General features: G+C 72.2%; 18 protein-coding genes and 2 tRNA genes. 10 read left to right on the forward strand and 10 right to left on the reverse strand.

Features of this window, described 5'->3' with window-relative positions; all coding sequences use genetic code 11:
- Positions 1-116: 116 nt before the first annotated feature.
- Positions 117-189 (reverse strand) — tRNA-Ala (locus ACZ619_RS15540).
- A 142-nt stretch (positions 190-331) separates the two neighbouring features.
- Between ACZ619_RS15540 and ACZ619_RS15545 the strand changes: the two genes are divergently transcribed.
- Together ACZ619_RS15545 and ACZ619_RS15550 are read left to right on the forward strand one after the other, a co-directional pair.
- The gene (locus ACZ619_RS15545; RefSeq protein WP_189262866.1) at positions 332-880 is read left to right on the forward strand and encodes a helix-turn-helix domain-containing protein; all 549 of its coding nucleotides are present in this window, start codon (positions 332-334) and stop codon (positions 878-880) included.
- A gap of 165 nt (positions 881-1,045) precedes the next feature.
- Entirely contained in the window at positions 1,046-2,545 is a 1,500-nt protein-coding gene (locus tag ACZ619_RS15550) for a serine/threonine-protein kinase (protein ID WP_469598848.1), read from the forward strand.
- On the opposite strand, the gene ACZ619_RS15555 is transcribed toward ACZ619_RS15550, so the two are convergent.
- Together ACZ619_RS15555 and ACZ619_RS15560 are read right to left on the reverse strand one after the other, a co-directional pair.
- The gene (locus tag ACZ619_RS15555) at positions 2,509-3,780 is read right to left on the reverse strand and encodes a hypothetical protein (protein ID WP_469598850.1); all 1,272 of its coding nucleotides are present in this window, start codon (positions 3,778-3,780) and stop codon (positions 2,509-2,511) included. The genes ACZ619_RS15550 and ACZ619_RS15555 overlap by 37 nt on opposite strands.
- Before the next feature lie 286 nt (positions 3,781-4,066).
- Entirely contained in the window at positions 4,067-4,195 is a 129-nt protein-coding gene (locus ACZ619_RS15560) for a DLW-39 family protein (protein ID WP_003999697.1), read from the reverse strand.
- Between the two features lie 350 nt (positions 4,196-4,545).
- Between ACZ619_RS15560 and ACZ619_RS15565 the strand changes: the two genes are divergently transcribed.
- The 3 genes from ACZ619_RS15565 to ACZ619_RS15575 all read left to right on the forward strand — a co-directional run bounded on the left by ACZ619_RS15565 (position 4,546) and on the right by ACZ619_RS15575 (position 6,623).
- Positions 4,546-4,887, forward strand: a complete 342-nt coding sequence (locus ACZ619_RS15565; RefSeq protein WP_469598852.1) for a DUF6344 domain-containing protein — start codon at positions 4,546-4,548, stop codon at positions 4,885-4,887.
- Between the two features lie 180 nt (positions 4,888-5,067).
- Positions 5,068-5,856, forward strand: a complete 789-nt coding sequence (locus ACZ619_RS15570; protein ID WP_469598854.1) for a GntR family transcriptional regulator — start codon at positions 5,068-5,070, stop codon at positions 5,854-5,856.
- Positions 5,857-5,864: 8 nt separating this feature from the next.
- Positions 5,865-6,623, forward strand: coding sequence for a glycosyltransferase family 2 protein (locus ACZ619_RS15575; RefSeq protein WP_469598856.1), 759 nt, complete (start codon positions 5,865-5,867; stop codon positions 6,621-6,623).
- Positions 6,624-6,667: 44 nt separating this feature from the next.
- Here the strand turns inward: ACZ619_RS15575 and ACZ619_RS15580 are convergent, their stop codons facing one another.
- The gene (locus tag ACZ619_RS15580; protein ID WP_469598857.1) at positions 6,668-7,699 is read right to left on the reverse strand and encodes an FkbM family methyltransferase; all 1,032 of its coding nucleotides are present in this window, start codon (positions 7,697-7,699) and stop codon (positions 6,668-6,670) included.
- A gap of 3 nt (positions 7,700-7,702) precedes the next feature.
- Complete coding sequence (locus ACZ619_RS15585) at positions 7,703-7,906, reverse strand: ferredoxin (RefSeq protein WP_469598859.1); 204 nt, start codon at positions 7,904-7,906, stop codon at positions 7,703-7,705.
- Between the two features lie 216 nt (positions 7,907-8,122).
- On the opposite strand from ACZ619_RS15585, the gene ACZ619_RS15590 reads away from it, so the two are divergent.
- Entirely contained in the window at positions 8,123-8,728 is a 606-nt protein-coding gene (locus ACZ619_RS15590) for a helix-turn-helix transcriptional regulator (RefSeq protein WP_469599219.1), read from the forward strand.
- A 37-nt stretch (positions 8,729-8,765) separates the two neighbouring features.
- Complete coding sequence (locus ACZ619_RS15595) at positions 8,766-9,239, forward strand: DUF3291 domain-containing protein (protein ID WP_469598861.1); 474 nt, start codon at positions 8,766-8,768, stop codon at positions 9,237-9,239.
- A 63-nt stretch (positions 9,240-9,302) separates the two neighbouring features.
- On the opposite strand, the gene ACZ619_RS15600 is transcribed toward ACZ619_RS15595, so the two are convergent.
- Entirely contained in the window at positions 9,303-10,538 is a 1,236-nt protein-coding gene (locus ACZ619_RS15600) for an amidohydrolase family protein (protein WP_469598863.1), read from the reverse strand.
- 226 nt (positions 10,539-10,764) lie between these two features.
- On the opposite strand from ACZ619_RS15600, the gene ACZ619_RS15605 reads away from it, so the two are divergent.
- From ACZ619_RS15605 to ACZ619_RS15615, 3 genes are all read left to right on the forward strand, one after another.
- A complete protein-coding gene (locus tag ACZ619_RS15605) occupies positions 10,765-11,214 on the forward strand; it encodes a DoxX family membrane protein (protein WP_469598865.1) in 450 nt (149 codons plus the stop codon).
- A 91-nt stretch (positions 11,215-11,305) separates the two neighbouring features.
- Complete coding sequence (locus ACZ619_RS15610) at positions 11,306-11,773, forward strand: hypothetical protein (RefSeq protein ID WP_469598866.1); 468 nt, start codon at positions 11,306-11,308, stop codon at positions 11,771-11,773.
- A 414-nt stretch (positions 11,774-12,187) separates the two neighbouring features.
- The gene (locus ACZ619_RS15615) at positions 12,188-16,198 is read left to right on the forward strand and encodes an nSTAND1 domain-containing NTPase (RefSeq protein ID WP_469598868.1); all 4,011 of its coding nucleotides are present in this window, start codon (positions 12,188-12,190) and stop codon (positions 16,196-16,198) included.
- A 134-nt stretch (positions 16,199-16,332) separates the two neighbouring features.
- Here the strand turns inward: ACZ619_RS15615 and ACZ619_RS15620 are convergent, their stop codons facing one another.
- The 4 genes from ACZ619_RS15620 to gyrA form a co-directional block, all read right to left on the reverse strand.
- The gene (locus ACZ619_RS15620) at positions 16,333-16,491 is read right to left on the reverse strand and encodes a hypothetical protein (protein WP_469598870.1); all 159 of its coding nucleotides are present in this window, start codon (positions 16,489-16,491) and stop codon (positions 16,333-16,335) included.
- A gap of 65 nt (positions 16,492-16,556) precedes the next feature.
- A tRNA-Ile gene (locus ACZ619_RS15625) sits at positions 16,557-16,633 on the reverse strand.
- A 111-nt stretch (positions 16,634-16,744) separates the two neighbouring features.
- Complete coding sequence (locus ACZ619_RS15630) at positions 16,745-17,509, reverse strand: DUF3566 domain-containing protein (protein ID WP_469598872.1); 765 nt, start codon at positions 17,507-17,509, stop codon at positions 16,745-16,747.
- A 19-nt stretch (positions 17,510-17,528) separates the two neighbouring features.
- The gene (gene gyrA / locus ACZ619_RS15635; protein ID WP_469598873.1) at positions 17,529-20,123 is read right to left on the reverse strand and encodes a DNA gyrase subunit A; all 2,595 of its coding nucleotides are present in this window, start codon (positions 20,121-20,123) and stop codon (positions 17,529-17,531) included.
- Positions 20,124-20,156 lie beyond the last annotated feature (33 nt).

Genomic DNA, 20,156 nt, shown 5'->3' on the forward strand with positions numbered 1-20,156 from the left:
ACCGGCACAGGCCTTCACAGGCGTTCGTCCACACCGGCGTGTTGAGACGTCCACACGGAAAATCAGGACAAAAACACCCCCCTGACAGCGTTTGCGCAGGTCAGAGGGGTTTGTTGTGGAGCCTAGGGGAGTCGAACCCCTGACATCTGCCATGCAAAGACAGCGCTCTACCAACTGAGCTAAGGCCCCGGCGCTGACCAGAGTACCGGGTCACCCCCCGTACCTCGCAAAAAGATTGGGGGTCCCCGCGGATGACCACGCTCCGTAAGATGCTCGACGGGGTTCGCTGTAGCGAACCGTGGATTTTTTGGGGAAGCGATGGGGAGACGCAATGGACGCCGCACAGCAGGAAGCCACCGCCAGAGCGCGGGAGCTGCAGCGGAACTGGTACGGAGAGCCGTTGGGGGCGCTCTTCCGTAAGCTCATCGACGACCTGGGGCTCAACCAGGCGCGTCTGGCGGCGGTCCTCGGACTGTCCGCGCCCATGCTGTCGCAGCTGATGAGCGGACAGCGGGCGAAGATCGGCAACCCGGCCGTGGTCCAGCGGGTGCAGCTGCTCCAGGACCTGGCGGCGCAGGTCGCGGACGGCAGTGTGAGCGCGGCCGAGGCGACCGAGCGCATGGACGAGATCAAGAAGTCCCAGGGGGGCTCGGTGCTCAGCAACACCACGCAGACGACCAGCGGTTCGGGGGCGCCCACGGTCAAGCGGGTGGTCCGCGAGATCCAGTCGCTGCTGCGCTCGGTGGCCGCCGCGGGCGACATCATCGACGCGGCCGACACGCTGGCTCCGTCCCATCCGGAGCTGGCCGAGTTCCTCCGGGTGTACGGCGCCGGCCGTACCTCGGACGCGGTCACGCACTACCAGTCCCACCAGAGCTGAGCCACGCGGCCCGGTACGCCGGAGGGGGTCCGGTGGGCCGGGCGGGGCAGAAGCTCTGACCGAGGGGTCGCGAGAGGGGTCGTATCGCTCATCCGGGGGAAGCAACGGGGGGACAGGGCAACGGGGGTGGCCTACGGGACTCCAGGGGGAGGGCTACGGGCAGTCATGGGTGAGGTCTTCGCCGGCCGGTACGAACTGGCCGACCCGATCGGGCACGGCGGTGTGGGCGCCGTCTGGCGTGCCTGGGACCACCGGCGCAGGCGCTATGTGGCCGCCAAGGTGCTCCAGCAGAGCGACGCCCACGCGCTGCTGCGGTTCGTGCGGGAGCAGGCGCTGCGCATCGACCACCCCCATGTCCTGGCCCCGGCCAGCTGGGCCGCCGACGACGACAAGGTCCTGTTCACGATGGACCTGGTCGCCGGCGGTTCCCTGGTCCGTCTCGTCGGGGACTACGGTCCCCTTCCCCCGTCGTTCGTCTGCACGCTGCTCGACCAGTTGCTGTCCGGCCTCGCCGCGGTGCACGCGGAGGGGGTGGTGCACCGGGACGTCAAGCCCGCGAACATCCTTCTGGAGGCCACCGGTACGGGCCGTCCGCGCCTGCGGCTCTCCGACTTCGGCATCGCCATGCGGTTCGGCGAGGCCCGGCTGACCGAGACCAACCTCGTCGTGGGAACGCCGGGTTACATCGCTCCCGAACAACTCCTGGGCGCGGAGCCCGACTTCACGGCGGACCTGTTCGCCGTGGGGCTGGTGGCCCTGTATCTGCTGGAGGGCGCCAAGCCCGACGCCAAGGCGTTGGTCCAGTACTTCGCCGAGCACGGCACGCCGGGCGCCCCCAAAGGCGTTCCCGAGCCGCTCTGGCAGATCGTCGCCGATCTCCTCCAGCCCGATCCCCAGCACCGCTTCCGTACGGCCACGGGAGCGCGCAAGGCCCTCGCCCAGGCCAGGGAACTCCTTCCGGAGTCCGAGGCCGACGACGAGTCGATCGAGATCTTCGACCAGCTGGGTCCGCTGCCGCCGGGCTTCGGCCCGAAGGGCCCGCTGCGCCCGGCGTCGGGGGTCGACCCGGCGAGGGCGACCGCGGGCCCGGACACCGCCACCGGCACGGACGCGGGCGCGGGGCCGGGGCCGGGTGGTCCGGGGGGCGGCGCGGCCGGTTCCGGGACCGGCTCGACCGAGGTCCCCCCGGGCGGCGTCCGCGACCGCTCCGGCGCCGAGGCCTCCTCCGGCACCCCGGGCATGTCCGAGACCGGCAGTTTCCGGCTCCCCCCACCCCGGTCGGCGGTGCCCCCCGCACCGCACCCGCCGTACGCCCGGCCGCAATCGCCGTCCCCGGCCCCCTCCTCATCCCCGGCCCCGGTCCCGGCCCAACCGCAGCCCCAGGCCCGGCCGGAGTCGCTGCCGTGGCCCCCCGCGCAGCCCCTCCCCCCGGCCCAGCCGGTCGCCGATCCCACCACCGCCACCTACACCGCCCGCGACCCGCGCGACCAGCGGGACCAGCGGGACCAGCGGGACGGACAGGGCCCGCGGCCGGCCGCCCGTACCCACGGCCGGCGCAGGCGGCGGGTGCGGCGGGCCGGTCCGCCGGCCAGGGCGGCGGTGCCGATCCTGCTGCTCGCGCTGGCCTGTTACGCCGTGGGTTTCTGGGCGTTGGCCCGGGTCTGAGAGCGCCGGGCGGTCAGGGTCCACCCGCCCAGGAGCAGGAGCAGCGCGGTGCCCGTGCCGATGCCGCCCACGGCGAGCGCCCGCATCACCGTGCCGTCGTGACCGGCCTGGCCGGTCACGAGGCTCCCCGGGGCCGCCACCGACGCCACGTCGAAGACGCCCTCGGGGACGGAGGAACCGGCGTACCGGGGGCCGGAGTTCGGGGTGCCGTCGACGCGGATCCGGAGTGTCACGCCGTACGGCCCCCGCCCGAACGTGTCCGCGGTCTGTCCGGCGAGGTGGACGACGAGGTAGTAGGCGCCGGCGAAGCGGAGCGCGTTCTGGGTGCCGGGGACGGCGTTGCGGTTGGTGTAGGCGACGGGTGGCAGCGGGTCGAGGGAGGACGACTTCTGGGTGCCGTCGTAGCCGAGGGAGAGGTCGTCGACGTAGCCGCGGACCGGGTTGTAGAGGGAGAGGTTGAGTGCGGCGCTGACGTACCCGTGGGCGTCGCCGCCGGTGCTGCCCAGGTCGACGGTGGCGTGGAGTTGCCGGCCCCAGTCGAGGGGGACGGCGTAGTAGAGGGTCTGGCCGGGGGTGAGGTCGGTCTGCCAGACGCCCTGGCCGAGGGTGGCGGCCGTGCTGAAGCCGGCGCCTCCGGTGCGGCGGCGGGGGTCGCCGGTGAGCGGTTCGGGCGAGGCGGAGTTCCAGGTGCCGGGCGCGGTGGTGGCGCCCGCCCTGGCGAGGCCGGGTTCGAGGACGGGGGCGATCTCCAGGTCCCAGCTGCCGTGCGACGTGGTCGTCGAGCCGGACACCGCCCGTTCGACGACCACGTAGTAGGTGCCGGCCTGCGCGCACAGCGCCTTGCCGGGGTCGCGCCGGCCCAGGGCGGTGACCGGCCGGGGGCTCAGTCCGGCGCCGAAGCGGGCGCTGTCGTAGTCGCAGGGGGCGCCGTTGGCGTCCTGGACCGACACCGAGACGCCGTCGCTGGCGGAGACGGTGGCGTCGGTGGGCGGGACGGCGGTGACGGGGACGTAGGCGGTGGCCGTGGCGGTGAGTTCGAGGCGGAAGTACCGGGCGCCCTTCTCCGGGAGGGTGCTGCGGTAGGTGGTGCCGGGTTCCAGCGGTACGGCGTCGGCGGTGCCGGTCGCCGCGCCGATCCGTTGGGCGCCCGGGGCGAAGGCGTATCCGCCGCTCCCGTCCGCCGCGGCCGGGCCGGCCGCCGCCGCCAGTGCCGTCAGGGCGAGGGCGGCCGTCACGCCGGTCCCCCGCCACCACGCCGTACGCCACCGCCGTATCACGCGCGCCCCCAGCCGTCGCTCGCCCGCCGTACAGGTCCCGGACCGGCCCCCATACTGCCCCGAGCGTCCGCGCGCCACCCGGCAATCCGTGCGACCGGCCGAAAGACCGTCGCCGCCACCTTCGTCGTCGGGCGGGCGCGCGGCCCGGACAGCACACACGCCCCGGACGACGCGCGCGGCCCGGACAACGCAAAACCCCGACCGCGAAGGCGGCCGGGGTCTCAGTGTCGTCTTGTGTCGGTACTCACGAACCCGTGGGCACGGAGTCAGTCGCCTCCGTCCACAGATCCTGCTCGGCGCGATCCGCCTGGATCTGGCGGTACACGAGGAGCCCGCCGATGGCGGCCAGTGCGACCAGGAGAAGCTTCTTCACCGCGCGACCTCGTCTCTTCCTTGACGTAGGGGACCTCTGGCGCCCGACTATACACACCGACCGATACCGATCGGTGACCTGGCGTCCGGGCTCGCATCCGGCCCCAACTCCCGCCTGCGGCAAGGCGTTGCGCGTGGCCGGGGTGTTGCGATCCGAGGGTGATCACATCCCCACGGACGGTTACTTTGCGCCCTCTCGCCTCCTTTTAGGAGTTTTCCGACCTTCCTGCACCCATCCGAGTGGTGTTCATCTGAACATCGACGCGCCACGGGTCGACGTCCCCCACTTCGCGATCCCCATACACATCATGAGGAAAGTACGCAAATCGCCCAACCTGAAAGTGAGGGGCCATGGCCCGGAACGCCAAGGTCACGAAGCTGTGGACCGCCATCGTCACCGCCTTCCTCGCGCTGTTCACGGCGCTCGGACTCGTCACCGCCACCACCGCCTCCGCGGTACCGCACAGCGAGACCCCGCGCAACAGCAGCGTCGACGAGCACGGCGCCGAACAGCTACTGGTCCCGGCGAGCGGTCTCTGGCTCCGGCCCCACGCCAGGTCCCTGCCCCCCACGATGAAGCAGCGCATCAGGGCCGAGGCCCACGGCAAGACCCCCGGCTGCCGCCGGCGCCCGCTGGACACGAACGAGGCCGAGAACCCGGCGGAACCCCCTGAGGCACCGCTCGACTGCTGATCCCTGACGTACAGCTCGGACGCAACGGCGCAAGGGCGACTTGCGTACGTACCAGCGCCTACTGCGACAGAGACCCGTGGCCGGCTCCCGGCCGCGGGTCTCCGCATGTCCCGCACCCGCCCGGCCGGTGCGGTACCGCTCGACCCGTCGACTCCTCCTGAGGAGTCGTAACCTGATCTCGTGCCCAAGGCGTACGAGGAGATCGCCGACGACCTGCGCCGTTCCATCAGGTGCGGGGACCGCAAGCCCGGCGACCGGCTGCCCTCCGAGGCGGAACTGGCCCGGTGCTACGGCCGGAGCGTGCCCACGGTCCAGAACGCGCTGCGGCTGCTCGGCGCGGAGGGACTGATCGACAGGCGGCACGGCAGCGGCACCTTCGTGCGCCGCGGGCGCACCCGCGCGGTCCGCGACAACCAGCGCTACCAGTGGGAGAAGAACCGCGCCCGGATGCCGGAGGCCACCCGGGCCCGGACCGGGGCGACCGAGCACGACACCGGCCTGGTCGTCGGCGACCTCGTCTTCTTCGCCCGCTACCGGGAACTGACCGCGCCCAGCGACCTCGCGGACGCCTTCGGGGTGCCGGAGGGCACCGTGCTCCTGGAGCGCACCTACCGGACCCGCTGCTCGGCGGAGACCGCCCCCTTCAACCTGATCACCTCCTACCTGGTCAGGGACATGATCGCGGCCAACCCGGCCCTCCTGGACGAGACCAGGGAGCCCTGGCCCGGCGGCACCCAGAACCAGCTGCACACCGTCGGCATCGAGGTCGACCGCGTCGAGGAGCGGTTCACCGCGCGCCCGCCGACGCCCGAGGAGGCCCGCGCGCTGGACCTGGCGGCCGGCACCTCGGTGATCCTGCTGCGCAAGAAGTCGTACGACATCCGCGACCGCGTCGTGGACATCTCCCTCGTCACGCTCCCGGGCGACCGCACGGAGCTGCTCTTCACCACACACCTGGAAAGGTGGTGAGCCCCGTAGTGAGCGGGCGTATCACCGTCGTCACCGCGGTCCACGCGCCGTCGGCCCGGTTCCTGCCCGAGGCGTACGGCTCGCTGTGCGAACAGCGGCTGCCGGACGGCTGGGAGTGGCGGTGGCTCGTCCAGGAGGACGGCTACGGCGACGAGGTCCGGCGCCACGTCCCCGACGACGCCCGGGTGTCGTTCCGGCAGGGGCGCGGCGGCGGTCCCGGGGTCACCCGCACCATCGCGCTGGCCCGGGCCGACGGGGCCTACGTCAGGACCCTGGACGCCGACGACCGGCTCACGCCGGGCGCGCTGGCCCGCGACCTGGCGGTGCTGGAGGCCCGTCCCGACATCGGCTGGGCCACCTCCCGCGTCCTCGACCTGCTGCCCGACGGCTCCACGGCCGGCTTCCCCGGCGACCCGCTAGAGGGCCCGATCGAGCGCGGGACGGTGCTCGGCCTGTGGGCGGCGAACGACTTCCGCGCCCCGGTGCACCCGGCGTCCCTGTTCGTCCGCCGCGAGCTGCTGCTGGCCGTCGGCGGCTGGATGGCGCTGCCCGCCTCCGAGGACACCGGGCTGCTGCTCGCGCTCGACGCAGTGAGCCGGGGCTGGTTCTCGGCGCGGACCGGGCTGCTCTACCGCAAGTGGGACGGCCAGGTCACCGGCCAGTCCGCGCACACGGACCCGGCGGAACGCGAGGCCCGGATGACGGTCGTGGCGGCCCGGGCCCGGGCCCTGGCGGCCCAGGGCTGGCGCTACCCGGCCCCCTCGTAGGCCGCGCCCCCCCGCCCCCGTGTGGTGCCGCGTCCGTCGCGCGGCTACGGCAGGGTGCGCGCGTCGACGCGGGAGAAGACCAGGTCGCTCTCCTCGGTCACCGGGCCGTCCCAGCGGACCGGGACCACCGGTTCGCCGTACAGGGCGCGGGGGTAGCTGTCGGCCGCGTAGCTGTTGGCGAGGCGGTAGACGTGGTAGCCGGCGTCGGTCATGGTGCGCAGCAGGTCGTCGGCGGAGTCGCCGAGCCGGGCCATGCGGTCGGGGGTGACCTCGACGGTGATCTCGGCGTCCGGGCGCAGCCTCTCCAGCAGCGGGGCGAGTCCGCGCACCACCGCGCCCTCGGCGCCCTCCACGTCGATCTTGACGACCCGCGCGGTCCCGGTCTCCTCCGGCAGCAGCAGTTCGGGCAGCGGCACGGCCTCGATGTCGAAGGTGGACTCGGCCGGTCCGTCCCACGGGACGATGCTGTTGGCGCCCATGTTGCGGGAGCTGGCGAGCACGAAGGTCAGGGTGCGGTGGGTGTCGGAGACGGCCGCGTTGAGCGCCCGGATGTTCCGGCAGCCGTTGAGCGCGCCCTGCTGTTCGAGCCGCTGGTGGAAGGCGGGGGAGGCCTCGACGGCCACGACCCGGCCCTGCGGTCCGACCAGCCGCGAGGCGAGGACGCTGAAGACGCCGATGTTGGCGCCGACGTCGACGAAGCAGTCCCCCGGTGCCAGCCGGCGGCTCAGCCAGCGGGTCATGTGCGGCTCCCACACCCCGAAGAGGTAGAGGTAGCGCTGGATGAGGTCCTGGGTGTCGACCGCGAACCGGGCGCCGGTGAGCGTCTCGACGACGCGCCGCCGGGGGTGGTCGCGCAGGTAGGGGTTGAGCGCGCGGACGGCGAGGGCCTTGCCCCAGGGGCCGGGGGCGTCACGGACGTAACGGCGGCCGAGGGTGGCCAGCACTCCGGTGGCCCCGCCCGCTCCGGTGAGCCCGCCCGCTCCGGTGAGCCCTGTCGGTCCGTCCGCTCCGGTGGGTCCCGTCGGTCCGTCCGGTCCGGGGAGGTGTTCGGTCGATCGCGTGCCGGTGTCGCTCATCCGCTAGTCCGTGACCCTCTTGCCGTCGATCCGTATCGCCTGGGACGGGCAGCGCTCGGCGAGGTCGCGGATCAGCTCGTCGTCCCCGGACTCCGCCCGCCCGGGCAGGACGAAACCGTACCCGGCCTCGAACCCGAACACGGCGGGGGCCCGGAAGGCGCATTCACCGGATCCGTAGCAGACGTCGGCGTCGACGGAGACCTTCATGGGCAGTCCCCTGCCCACCGGGCGGCCCGCTGAACCGGCCGGGACCGGGACGGGTCGCGAAGCCCCGGCCCGAGACCCTCACACTGTTTTGAGTACATCCGTTAGTCATAGAATCCACGGGTGAACGCTGAAGACACGACCGCCGGGGACACGACCGACGGGGACACGACCGACGAGGACACGGCCGGGGCGACGGCCGAGGACGCCTCGTTCGCGGTGCTGGGCGCGCTGGGTGATCCCGTGCGCCGCCGGCTCTACCGGCACGTCGCCGCCGCCCCGGACGAGGTGGGGCGCGACGCGGCCGCGGAGGCGGCCGGGGTCTCCCGGTCGCTGGCCGCCTTCCACCTGGACAAGCTGGTCGAGGCGGGGCTGCTGGCCGTGTCCTTCCGGCGGCTGTCCGGGCGCACCGGCCCCGGGGCGGGGCGGCCGGCGAAGGTGTACCGGCGGGCCGAGGGCGAGCACACCGTGTCCGTCCCGCCGCGGTCCTACGACGCGGCCGGCCGGCTGCTCGCCGAGGTGGTGGAGAACGCCGGCCTGGACCGGGAACTCCAGGCCGCGGCGCGGGCCGCGGGCGCGGCGCATCCGGACGCGGCCGCCGGTGACCTGGCCGAGGCGCTGCGGGCCCGCGGCTACCAGCCGTTCCGGGACGGGGAGAGGCTCCGGCTGCGCAACTGCCCCTTCCACGCGCTGGCCGAGGAGTTCCCGGCCCTGGTCTGCGGGATGAACCTCGCGCTGCTCCAGGGCCTGGCACCGAAGGAGTGGGCTCCGGCGATGGACCCGTGTGCGGGCGGGTGCTGTGTGAGCTTCTCTAAAAACAATTAGCATTGACGATAGAGCCGGGCCGGGTCATGCTGGGCCCATGACTGGCTTTCACCTCGCTCAGGTCAACATCGGCCGCATCGTCGCCCCGCTGGACGGACCCGAGCTGGCCGACTTCGTGGCCCAGCTGCCCGAGATCAACGCGCTCGCCGAGGGCAGCCCCGGGTTCGTGTGGCGCATGGTCGACGCCGAGGGCGAGGACGCGACCGGCGTCCGCGCCGACGCGGACGACGACCTGCTCCTGATCAACTGCTCGCTCTGGGAGTCGGTCGAGGCGCTGCGCGACTTCGTCTACCGCTCGGACCACCTGCGGGTGCTGAGCCGCCGCCGGGAGTGGTTCCACCGCTCCGTCGAGGCGCACCAGGCCCTGTGGTGGGTCCCGGCCGGCCACCGCCCGGACATCGCCGAGGCGATGGAGCGGGTCGCGAAGGTGCGCGCGCACGGCCCGGGCCCGCTCGCGTTCACCTTCCGCACCCCCTTCCCGGCGCCGGCCGCCGAGGCCGCGCGGATCTAGCCGGCGCCGGCCGCCGAGGCCGCGCGGGTCTAGCCGGCGCCGGCGCGGGTCCGGCCGCGGACGTCACCCGGTGGCGCGCCGCAGGTCCTGGTCGAACGGCAGCTGGAGCATCCGGATCGCGTTGCCGCGCAGCAGCTTGTAGGCCACCTCCGGCGCCAGCCCGCCCACGTGCTCCTGGGCGACGCGCTTGGTCTCCGGCCAGGTCGAGTCGACGTGCGGGTAGTCCGTCTCGAAGGTCGCGTTGTCCACGCCGACGGTCTCGATCGCCTCGATGCCGTGCTTGTCGCGGAAGAAGCAGCAGAAGATCTGCCGGTAGTAGTACGTCGACGGGGGCTCCGGGATCAGGTCCTTCACCCCGCCCCAGGCGCGGTGCTCCTCCCAGACGTCGTCGGCGCGCTCCAGGGCGTACGGGATCCAGCCCATCTGGCCCTCGCTGTACGCCAGTTTGAGCCGGGGGAAGCGGACCAGGACCCCGGAGAAGAGGAAGTCCATCATCGAGGCCATGGCGTTGTTGAAGCTGAGCGAGGCCTGGACGGCGGGCGGGGCGTCGGGGGAGGCGGCGGGCATCTGCGAGCTGCTGCCGATGTGCATGTTGACGACCGTGCCGGTCTCCTCGCAGGCCGCGAAGAACGGGTCCCAGTAGCCGGAGTGGATCGACGGCAGGCCCAGGTAGGTCGGGATCTCGCTGAAGGTGACCGCGCGGACGCCGCGCTCGGCGTTGCGCCGGATCTCGGCGACGGCCAGGTCGATGTCCCACAGCGGGATCAGGCACAGCGGGATCAGCCGGCCGCCGCTGTCCCCGCACCACTCCTCGACCATCCAGTCGTTGTAGGCGCGGACACAGGCCAGCGCGACCTCCTTGTCCTTGGCCTCGGCGAAGGTCTGCCCGCAGAAGCGCGGGAAGGTCGGGAAGCAGAGCGAGGCCTCGACATGGTTCATCTCCATGTCCTCCAGCCGGGCCTTGGGGTCCCAGCAGCCGCGCCGCATCTGCTCGCGGGTGATGCCGTCGAGCGTCATCTCGTCGCGGGAGAAACCGACGGCCGCGATGATGCGCTTGTACGGGAAGAGCTCACCCTCGTACTCCCACCAGTCGGTGATCTGGCCCTCGGGGTCGGTGGTGAACCGGTACTTGCCGCCGACGTAGGCGAGTTCGCCGATGCCGGCGGTGAAGGGCTTGGGGCCCCGGTCACGGTACTTGCCCGGCAACCACTTCTCGAAGAGGTGCGCGGGCTCGATCACGTGGTCGTCCACGCTGATGACCCTGGGCAGATCCTGGGTACCGGTCGCGTGCTCTGCCATGCCTACCCCCTGCTGCCTGCGAAGATTCCAACTTATCTGACGACCCATCAGATTTGACCACCCATCAGGCTAGGCCCGGGGGCCGCCACCAGCAAGGGTCAGGGCCGCACCCCGGCCGCCCTTTCCGGCCGAAGCCCGCGCCCTCCCGCCCCTTGCGGCCCGCGGCGGGTTCCGCTGAACTGACGGTCCGTCAGTTCTGTTGGAGATGGCTCCGGGAGGGTGCGGGATGCGATCAGCCTTGCTGGACGGTGCCGAATGGTTCGCGGTGCTCCGCATCGGGCTCGGGCTGTGGTGGCTGGAGAGCTGGCGGCACAAGGACAAGAAGCAGTGGTTCGCCGGCGGCGGCATCCGCTGGGCCGCCGGTGTCGCGGAGAAGCACCGCTGGCCCGTGGTCCGGCGGGGCTTCGACGCCGTCGTCGCCCCGCGCCCCCGTCTGATGGCCTACGTCGTGGCGTACGCGGAGCTGGCCCTGGGCCTCGGCCTGATCGCCGGCTTCCTCACACCCCTCGCCCTGGTGGCCGGGTTCCTGCTCAACCTGGTCTACCTGGTCCTGATGATCCACGACTGGGCGGAGCAGGGGCAGAACCTGATGATGGCGCTGATCTCCGCGGTCGGCCTGTTCGCGGTGTGCTGGCAGAGCTGGTCCCTGGACACGGCGCTGGGGCTGTTCGGATAGCCGCCGCGGCCGGCCCGCCGTCCGGCACGGCTATGGCCTCTTGGACGTCCGCGTGGCACCCTGCCCGCGCCCGGGAACGAGGAGGCCAGGAATGGACGGAGCCGGCGCCGTACCGACACGGACGCTCAGGAAGCTGCACTCGGCGCGGGCGCGCAGCGCGTACGAGCGCGCGGTGGCCGCCTGCCGCCACGCGGGGATCGACCCGGACGGGGCCCAGACCGTCCCGACGAGCCCGGTCGGCCGGGCCGCGAACGCGCTCCGGCTGTCGGCCCAGTCGCTCGCCGCGCTGACCGGCACCGCCCCTGACCCCGCGGCGGACGCCCGCTGCGCCCGCAACGCCGCCGCCACCGCGGCGCTGGCCGCACAGGTGGCCGTGTCCCTGGACGACCGCCCCGAGACCGCCACGGCCCTGCGAGCGGCCCTCACCGCGTCCCAGGCGGCGGCCAAGGCGGCCGGCGGAACGGCGGCGGGACAGGACGCGGCGCTGAACGCGGCGGCGGACGAGGCGGAGGAACACGCGGTCGAGTCCGCGCGCGCGGCGGGCTGGACCCGGCGCTGAAGAACGCTCCGCCGGTACGGCGGTGAGCGCTGACCCGTGCCGTTCGGCACCGGTCCCTCCCCACGTGGGGACCGGTGCCGAACGGCGCGGGTGGCGTGGGACCGCGCCCCTGGGGCGGATGACCGACTCGGTCGGTGAGAGTGGCTGCCGCAGTCGCGCCCCTCCGACGAGGAGCCGCCGGTGGAAGCTGGCCGAGAACGTGCGGTGCGGTGAGCTGTCTCTTCGGACGCTGAGCTGGTCGGCCTGTCCGGGCGATGCCCGACTACCGCGTTGGTGCATCGAAATCCTGCCAGTCGAGGTGCGCATATGAGGAGGCCGGGGCATCCGGTCCAGGGCTTCGCCGCAGGTCAGCCGTATAAAGTGAGTTTTCCGGTCCGGATGCCCAGCAGCGGGGTCAGTTAGGGGTGGAGAGCCTTGGGTCCCGACGCAGGGGCACGCACAGCCTTCGCGGAGCGCCTCGCGTTGCTGTACAAGGAGGCCGGCAATCCTCCGCTCAAACGCGTCGCCGAGGCGGTCGACCGGCTGCATCGCGTCGACGAGCGGGGCCGCCCGGTACGGGTCTCGGCCCAGCGGATCAGTGACTGGCGGCGGGCCAAGAACGTACCCGCGCAGTTCGTCGCCCTCTCCGCCGTCCTCCAGGTCCTCATCCCCCAGGCCCGCCGCTCCCAGCCGGCCCCGGTGTCCGGCGGACTGTACGACATGGCCCAGTGGCAGAAGCTGTGGGAGCGGGCCGTGGCCGACCCGGTGGGCGAGAACCCCGCCCCGGAGACGGCGGAGGAGACGGAGCAGCCGCCGCCGGTCGACAGCGTCTGCCCGTACCGGGGTCTGGCCTCCTACCGCCGTGAGGACGCCCGCTGGTTCTTCGGCCGCGAGCGCAGCACCGACGCCCTGGTCGCCCAGCTCCGGGCGGCGGAACCGGACGGCGGTCTGGTCATGCTCGTCGGCGCCTCGGGTGCCGGAAAGTCCTCCCTGCTGAACGCCGGCCTGGTCACCGCCCTGCAGAACGGCGCGCTGGCGGAAGCGCGCCCGCACAGGATCCTCCAGCTGGTCCCGGGGGCGGACCCGGTCAAGGAGATGACCCGCCGGATACCCGAGCTGGCCGATCTGGCGGACCTGGCGGATCCCGCCGCCGTCAGGGAAGCGGTCAGCGCCTGGGCCCGGCGTGAGGACGGCGATGTTTCACGTGAAACACGGTCGCCGGAAGGAGCCGGGTCCCGCTCCGGGCCACCCCGTCCGATCCTGATCGTGGACCAGTTCGAGGAGACCTTCACCCTCTCCTCCGACGAGGCGGACCGGCACACCTTCGTCCAGCTCCTGCACGCGGTCAGCACCTCGGCCGGCCCGGGAGAGCCCGCCCCCGCCCTGGTCGTCCTCGGTATCCGCGCCGACTTCTACGAGCAGTGCCTCGGCTACCCCGAACTCGCCGACGCGCTCCAGCACCGGCACATGGTGCTCGGCCCGCTGACCACCGCCGAGCTGCGTGAGGCGGTGACCGGCCCCGCCAAGGCGGTGGGCCTGGAACTGGAGCCGGGCCTCGCCGAGCTGATCGTCCGCGAGGTGAGCGCCGACGGCCCGCGCGGCGCCCATGACGCCGGCGTCCTCCCGCTCCTCTCCCACGCCCTGCTGGCCACCTGGCAGCGCCGCAAGGCGGGCCGGCTGACGCTGGCCGGCTACCGGGCGGCCGGCGGCATCCAGGGCGCCGTCGCCGCCACCGCCGAACGCGCCTGGTCCAGCCTGGACCCGGCCGCCCGCACCGCCGCCCGGCTGCTGCTGCTGCGTCTGGTCCGGCTCGGCGAGGACACCCAGGCGACCCGCAGACGCGGCGCCCGGCGCCAGCTGGCCGCCGAGTCCACCGACCCGAACAAGACGGAGGAGTCCCTCGAAGCCCTGGTCCGGGCCCGGCTGGTCACCCTCGACGCGGACACGGTCGAGATCACCCACGAGGCACTGCTGCACGCCTGGCCCCGGCTGCGCGAGTGGCTGGACGAGGACCGCAACGGCAATCTGCTGCGCCAGCGCCTGGAGGAGGACGGCCGGTCCTGGGACGGCTCGGGCCACGACTCCGCCCTGCTCTACCGCGGCTCACGGCTCGAACAGGCCCACACCTGGGCGAAGTCGGCCGGTGACACCTTCCTGACCCGCAGCGCGGTGGAGTTCCTCGCGGCCTCCGTGCGGCTGCGCCGGCGGACGCTGTGGATCAGCAGGGCCGCCGTGTCGGCGCTGGTGGTGCTGGCGGTCCTGGCCGGAGGTTCCGCGGTGATCGCCCGCCAGCAGCGGGACGACGCGGTCTTCGAGCAGGTCGTCGCGGAGGCCGACCGGTTCCAGTACTCGGACCCGTCGCTGTCCGCCCAGCTCGACCTGGTCGCCCACGGGCTGCGCCCGGACGACGAGGGGGCCGGGAACCGTCTGATATCGATCGTCAACGCGCCGCTGGCCACACCGCTCCTGGGCCACACCGGCGCCGTCTACCTCACCACGTTCAGCCCGGACGGCAGGGTGCTGGCGACCGCCGCCTACGACCGCACGGTCCGGCTCTGGAACGTGAGCGACCCGACCCGCCCCAAGGCCCTGGGCAAGCCCCTGACCGGCCACACCAGCTGGGTGTCCAGCGCGGTCTTCAGCCCCGACGGCAAGACCCTGGCCAGCGCCGGCGACGACGGCACCGTACGGCTGTGGGACGTGTCCGACCCGGCCCACCCGGCGTCCCTGGGCGCCCCGGTCACCGGCGACGACGGCACGATCTACCTGGTCGCCTTCAGCCCGGACGGCAAGACCCTGGCCACCGCCGACGAGGACCACACCGTACGGCTGTGGGACGTGCACGACCCCCGCCACCCGGTCTCCCTGACCACCCTCACCGGCCACACCGAGGCCGTGCGCTCGATCGCGTTCAGCCCCGACGGCCACACCCTCGCGGCCGGCAGCGACGACAACTCGATCCTCCTGTACGACGTCTCCGACCCTCGCCACACCCGGCGCGTCGGACCCGCGCTCAGCGGGCACTCCGCGACCGTGCACTCCGTGGCGTTCAGCCCCGACGGCCACACCCTCGCCAGCGGCAGCGCGGACGACACCGTACGGCTGTGGGACGTCACGGACCGGGCGCACGCCGAGGCCCTCGGAGCCCCGCTCACCGGCCACACCGGCGCCGTCTGGTCGGTGGCCTTCAGCCCCGACGGCTCCATGCTCGCCGCGGGCAGCGCGGACTCCACGGCCAGCCTGTGGAACGTCGGCAACCCGGCCTTCCCCTCCCAGGTGGGCGAGCCGCTCGCGGGCAGCAGCGGCGAGATGTACGCGCTCGGCTGGAGCCCCGACGGGCACACCCTGGCGACCGGCAGCGGCGACGGCAAGGTGCGGCTGTGGTCGGTCCCGGGGTCCGACATGATCGGCAGGGCGGGTGCGTTCAGCCCGGACGGCCGCATCCTGGCGACCGGCGGCGGCGACAGCCGGATGCGGCTGTGGAACATCATGGACCCGGCCCGGCCGACGGCCCTCGGCGAGCCGTTCACGACCGGCTGGCGGGACCTGCGCTCGATGGCGTTCACCCGCGACGGCCGCACCCTGGTCGTGCTGACCGGCGAGAACAACGTCAACTGGGTCCAGCTGTGGGACGTCTCCGACCCCGCGCACCCCACCCGGTACAGCAGGCCGGTCCGGCTGAAAACCCGGTACGCGGGCGCCGACGCGCTGACGCTCAGCCCCGACGGGCGCACCCTGGCCGCCGACTACGACGACCGCACGGTCCAGCTCCTCGACATCTCCGACCCGGCCCGCCCCAAGCGCCTCGGCAAGCCCCTCACGGGCCACACCGGCTACGTCAACGCGCTCGTCTTCAGTCCCGACGGCCACACCCTCGCCAGCGGCAGCGCGGACGGCACGGTCCGTCTCTGGAACGTCACCGACCGGACCGCGGCCACGTCCCTGGGCGCCCCGCTCACCGGCCATCTGGGGCCCGTCAACACCCTCGCCTACAGCCCCGACGGCCACACCCTCGCCAGCGGCAGCGACGACGACACCGTCCGCCTCTGGAACGTCACCGACCCGGCCCACGCAAGCCGCCTGGGCAAGGCCCTCACCGGTCACACCGAGGCCGTCGTCTCCCTGACCTTCAGCCGGGACGGGCGCACCCTGGCCAGCGGCGGCAACGACAACACGGTCCGCCTCTGGAACGTCTCGGCGCCCGCCTCCGCCCACCCCATCGGCCAGTCCATGAGCCCCAACGCCAAGACCGGCAACTTCCTCTCCTTCGGTCCGCAGAGCACCATGCTGGGCGTCTCCAGCGGCGCCGACACCGTCCGCCTGTGGAGCCTGGACGTCGGCAAGGCGGTCACCCGCGTCTGCGCGGCCACCCGCAATGTCCTGACCCGGGCCAAGTGGCAGGAGTACCTCCCCCGCCTCGCCTACGACCCGCCCTGCGACGGCTGACCGCACTTGAGTGATCCCGATCACAACTGCTCATTACGGCCGAGAAGTTGACTCCCCCCACCCGACGCACCTTGTTACGCTGGCCACAGCCCGATCGCTGGTGCATCCCCCGTCGCCAGCGGTCGGGTTCTTCGCTATTCCTGGCCGATCAGCACACCGAGCACGCAGAGCGCGAACGCGAGCCCCAGCAGGCTCTTCCGCCCACCGCGGCCGACGGCCCGCCGCTGCGCCTCCCGAGCGCCGAGCACCGCACCCCCGAGCAGCAGAGCGCCGGCGACACCACGTCTGATCATCCCTGTGCCCCTCTCGCTCAACATGCCAAAGACCCCCGGCCCATCAGGACCGGGGGTCTTTGTGCTGGTGGGGCTAACAGGATTTGAACCTGTGGCCTCATCCTTATCAGGGATGCGCTCTAACCAACTGAGCTATAGCCCCGCCGCGCTGTGCGGTGTGTGTCCCGCGCGCTGACTCCTGAAGATTAGCGCACGACCGGGGCAGTCCCAAAATCGGTTGTCGGGGGACCGACAGGAGAGGTTCGGACCCCGGTTACTCGTCCTCGGCCAAGGTCAGCTCGATGCCGCCGACGAAGCCCGCCGAGAGGTTGTAGATGAACGCGCCGAGGGTCGCCAGCGCCGTCGCGAGGACGACGTCGATGACCGCGATGATCGACGCGAACGTCAGGACGTGGGGGAGCGAGAGGAACGACTGGAGGTCGAAGCCGTTCGACTCGTTGGAGCCGGTCGCCTCCGAGATCGTGCCGCCGACCGTCGAGAACACGCCCATCGCGTCCAGCACCATCCACAGCACCGCGGCCGCCACGATCGAGCAGATGCCCAGCGCGATGGAGAGCAGGAAGCTGACCTTCATCACCGACCACGGGTCGGCCTTGGCGACCCGCAGACGGGCCTTGCGGGTGCGCGGGGCGGTGCGGGCCCCGGCACCGGTCCGCGGCCGCCGTACGGCCGCGGCGGGCGCCTGCGCGGCCGCCGCCGGGTAGGCCTGCGGCGGGTGGTACGGCCCGGCCGGCTGCTCCGGCCGCCGCTCCCCGGGCAGCGGGGAGGCCGCCTGCTGCGCGGGGGCCGGCTGGCCCGCGGCCTGGCCTCGGGTGTCGGTCACGTTTCCCCCCTGGGATCCCTGCGCGTCCGGCGTGCGCCCCTTCACGGGCGCCTTGACCGCCTTCAGCTGGGTCGTGTGCGTGTCCGCCTGCTGCGGCGAACCGCTCCCGTCGGACGCGGCGGAGCCACGGCCGCCGCCGTCCGCCTCCGTACCCGTCGAGGTACCGGCCGATCCGGCGCCCGTGGCTCCGCTCACGATGACTCACTCCTCGTGCCTACTCGGCCGAGGGCGCCTCACCCTCGTCCGTGCCGGTGGTCTCGACACCCTCGGCGATCTCGTCCACGGCGTCCTCGCCGTCGACGTCGTCCACCTCGCTGCCGGCCTCGGCGTTACGTGCGATACCGACTACGGCATCGCGCTTGCCCAGGTTGATCAGTTGGACGCCCATGGTGTCACGGCCCGTCTCCCTGACCTCGCTGACTCGCGTACGAATCACACCGCCGGACAGGGTGATGGCGAGGATCTCGTCGTTCTCCTCGACGATCAGCGCGCCGACCAGCGAACCGCGGTCCTCCACGATCTTGGCGGCCTTGATGCCGAGGCCGCCGCGGCCCTGGACGCGGTACTCGTCGACACGGGTCCGCTTCGCGTACCCCCCGTCGGTGGCAGTGAACACGAACGTACCGGGTCGAACAACATTCATCGACAGAAGTTCATCGCCCTCGCGGAAACTCATGCCCTTGACACCCGAGGTGGCACGGCCCATGGGGCGCAGCGTGTCGTCCGAGGCGGTGAACCTGATCGACTGTGCCTTCTTGCTGATCAGCAGCAGATCGTCGTCGGCCGAGACCAGCTCGGCACCGATCAGCTCGTCGTCGGATCCGTCCTCGCGCTCACGCAGGTTGATCGCGATGACACCGCCGGTGCGGGGCGAATCGTAATCCTTCAGAGGCGTCTTCTTGACCAGCCCGCCCTTGGTGGCCAGCACCAGGTAGGAGGCCGCGTCGTAGTCGCGGATCGCGAGGATCTCGGCGATCGCCTCGTCCGGCTGGAAGGCCAGCAGGTTCGCCACGTGCTGACCGCGCGCGTCCCGGCCGGCGTCCGGCAGCTCGTACGCCTTCGCCCGGTACACCCGGCCCTTGTTGGTGAAGAACAGCAGCCAGTGGTGCGTGGTGGAGACGAAGAAGTGGTCGACGATGTCGTCTTCCTTGAGCTTCGTGCCGCGCACGCCCTTGCCGCCGCGCTTCTGCGCCCGGTAGTCGACCGTCTTGGTCCGCTTGACGTAACCGCCCCGCGAGACCGTGACGACGATGTCCTCCTCGGCGATCAGGTCCTCGATGGACATGTCACCGTCGTAGGGCACCAGCATGGTCTTGCGGTCGTCGCCGAACTTCTCCACGATCGCGGCGAGCTCGGCGCTGACGATCTCGCGCTGGCGCTCCGGCGAGGCCAGGATCGCGTTGTACTCGGTGATCTTCGCCTGGAGCTCGTCGTGCTCCTGGATGATCTTCTGGCGCTCCAGGGCGGCCAGTCGGCGCAGCTGCATCTCGAGGATGGCGTTGGCCTGGATCTCGTCGATCTCCAGGAGCTCCATCAACCCGGTCCGCGCGATCTCGACCGTGTCGCTGGCCCGGATCAGCGCGATGACCTCATCGATCGCGTCCAGCGCCTTGAGCAGACCGCGCAGGATGTGCGCCCGCTCCTCGGCCTTGCGCAGCCGGAACTTCGTCCGCCGGACGATGACCTCGATCTGGTGCGTCACCCAGTGCCGGATGAACGCGTCCAGGGAGAGGGTGCGCGGCACACCGTCGACCAGCGCCAGCATGTTGGCGCCGAAGTTGGTCTGGAGGTCGGTGTGCTTGTACAGGTTGTTGAGGACGACCTTGGCGACCGCGTCCCGCTTCAGCACGATGACCAGGCGCTGGCCCGTACGCGAGGAGGTCTCGTCACGGACGTCCGCGATACCGCCGACCTTGCCGTCCTTGACCAGGTCGGCGATCTTCTGCGCGAGGTTGTCGGGGTTGACCTGGTACGGCAGCTCCGTGACCACCAGGCACTGGCGGTTCTGGATCTCCTCGACCTCGACCACCGCGCGCATGGTGATCGAGCCGCGGCCGGTGCGGTAGGCCTCCTCGATGCCCTTGCGGCCGACGACGAGCGCGCCGGTCGGGAAGTCGGGGCCCTTGATCCGCTCGATCAGCGCGTCCAGGAGCTCCTCGTGCGAGGCCTCCGGGTTCTCCAGGCACCACTGGGCGCCGGCCGCGACCTCGCGCAGGTTGTGCGAGGGGATGTTGGTCGCCATGCCGACCGCGATACCCGCCGAGCCGTTGATCAGCAGGTTCGGGAAGCGCGACGGCAGGACGGTCGGCTCCTGGGAGCGGCCGTCGTAGTTGTCCGTGAAGTCGACGGTCTCCTCGTCGATGTCGCGGACCATCTCCATCGACAGCGGCGCCATCTTGCACTCGGTGTACCGCATGGCGGCCGCCGGGTCGTTGCCCGGGGAACCGAAGTTGCCGTTGGAGTCGACGAGCGGCATCCGCATCGACCACGGCTGGGCCAGACGGACCAGGGCGTCGTAGATGGAGGAGTCGCCGTGCGGGTGGTAGTTGCCCATGACGTCGCCGACGACACGGGCGCACTTGTAGAAGCCGCGCTCCGGGCGGTAGCCGCCGTCGTACATCGCGTACAGCACACGGCGGTGGACGGGCTTGAGGCCGTCCCGGACGTCGGGCAGCGCGCGGGACACGATGACGGACATCGCGTAGTCGAGGTACGAGCGCTGCATCTCCGTCTCGAGCCCGACGGGCTCGATCCGCATCACGACGTCGCCGCCCTCTTCAGGGGTGACAGGGGTGTTCTCGTCGGCCATTGCTGGTGAAGGTCCTTCCTGGTGCGGTCAGCT

Source organism: Streptomyces sp. NPDC104367 (assembly GCF_055583825.1).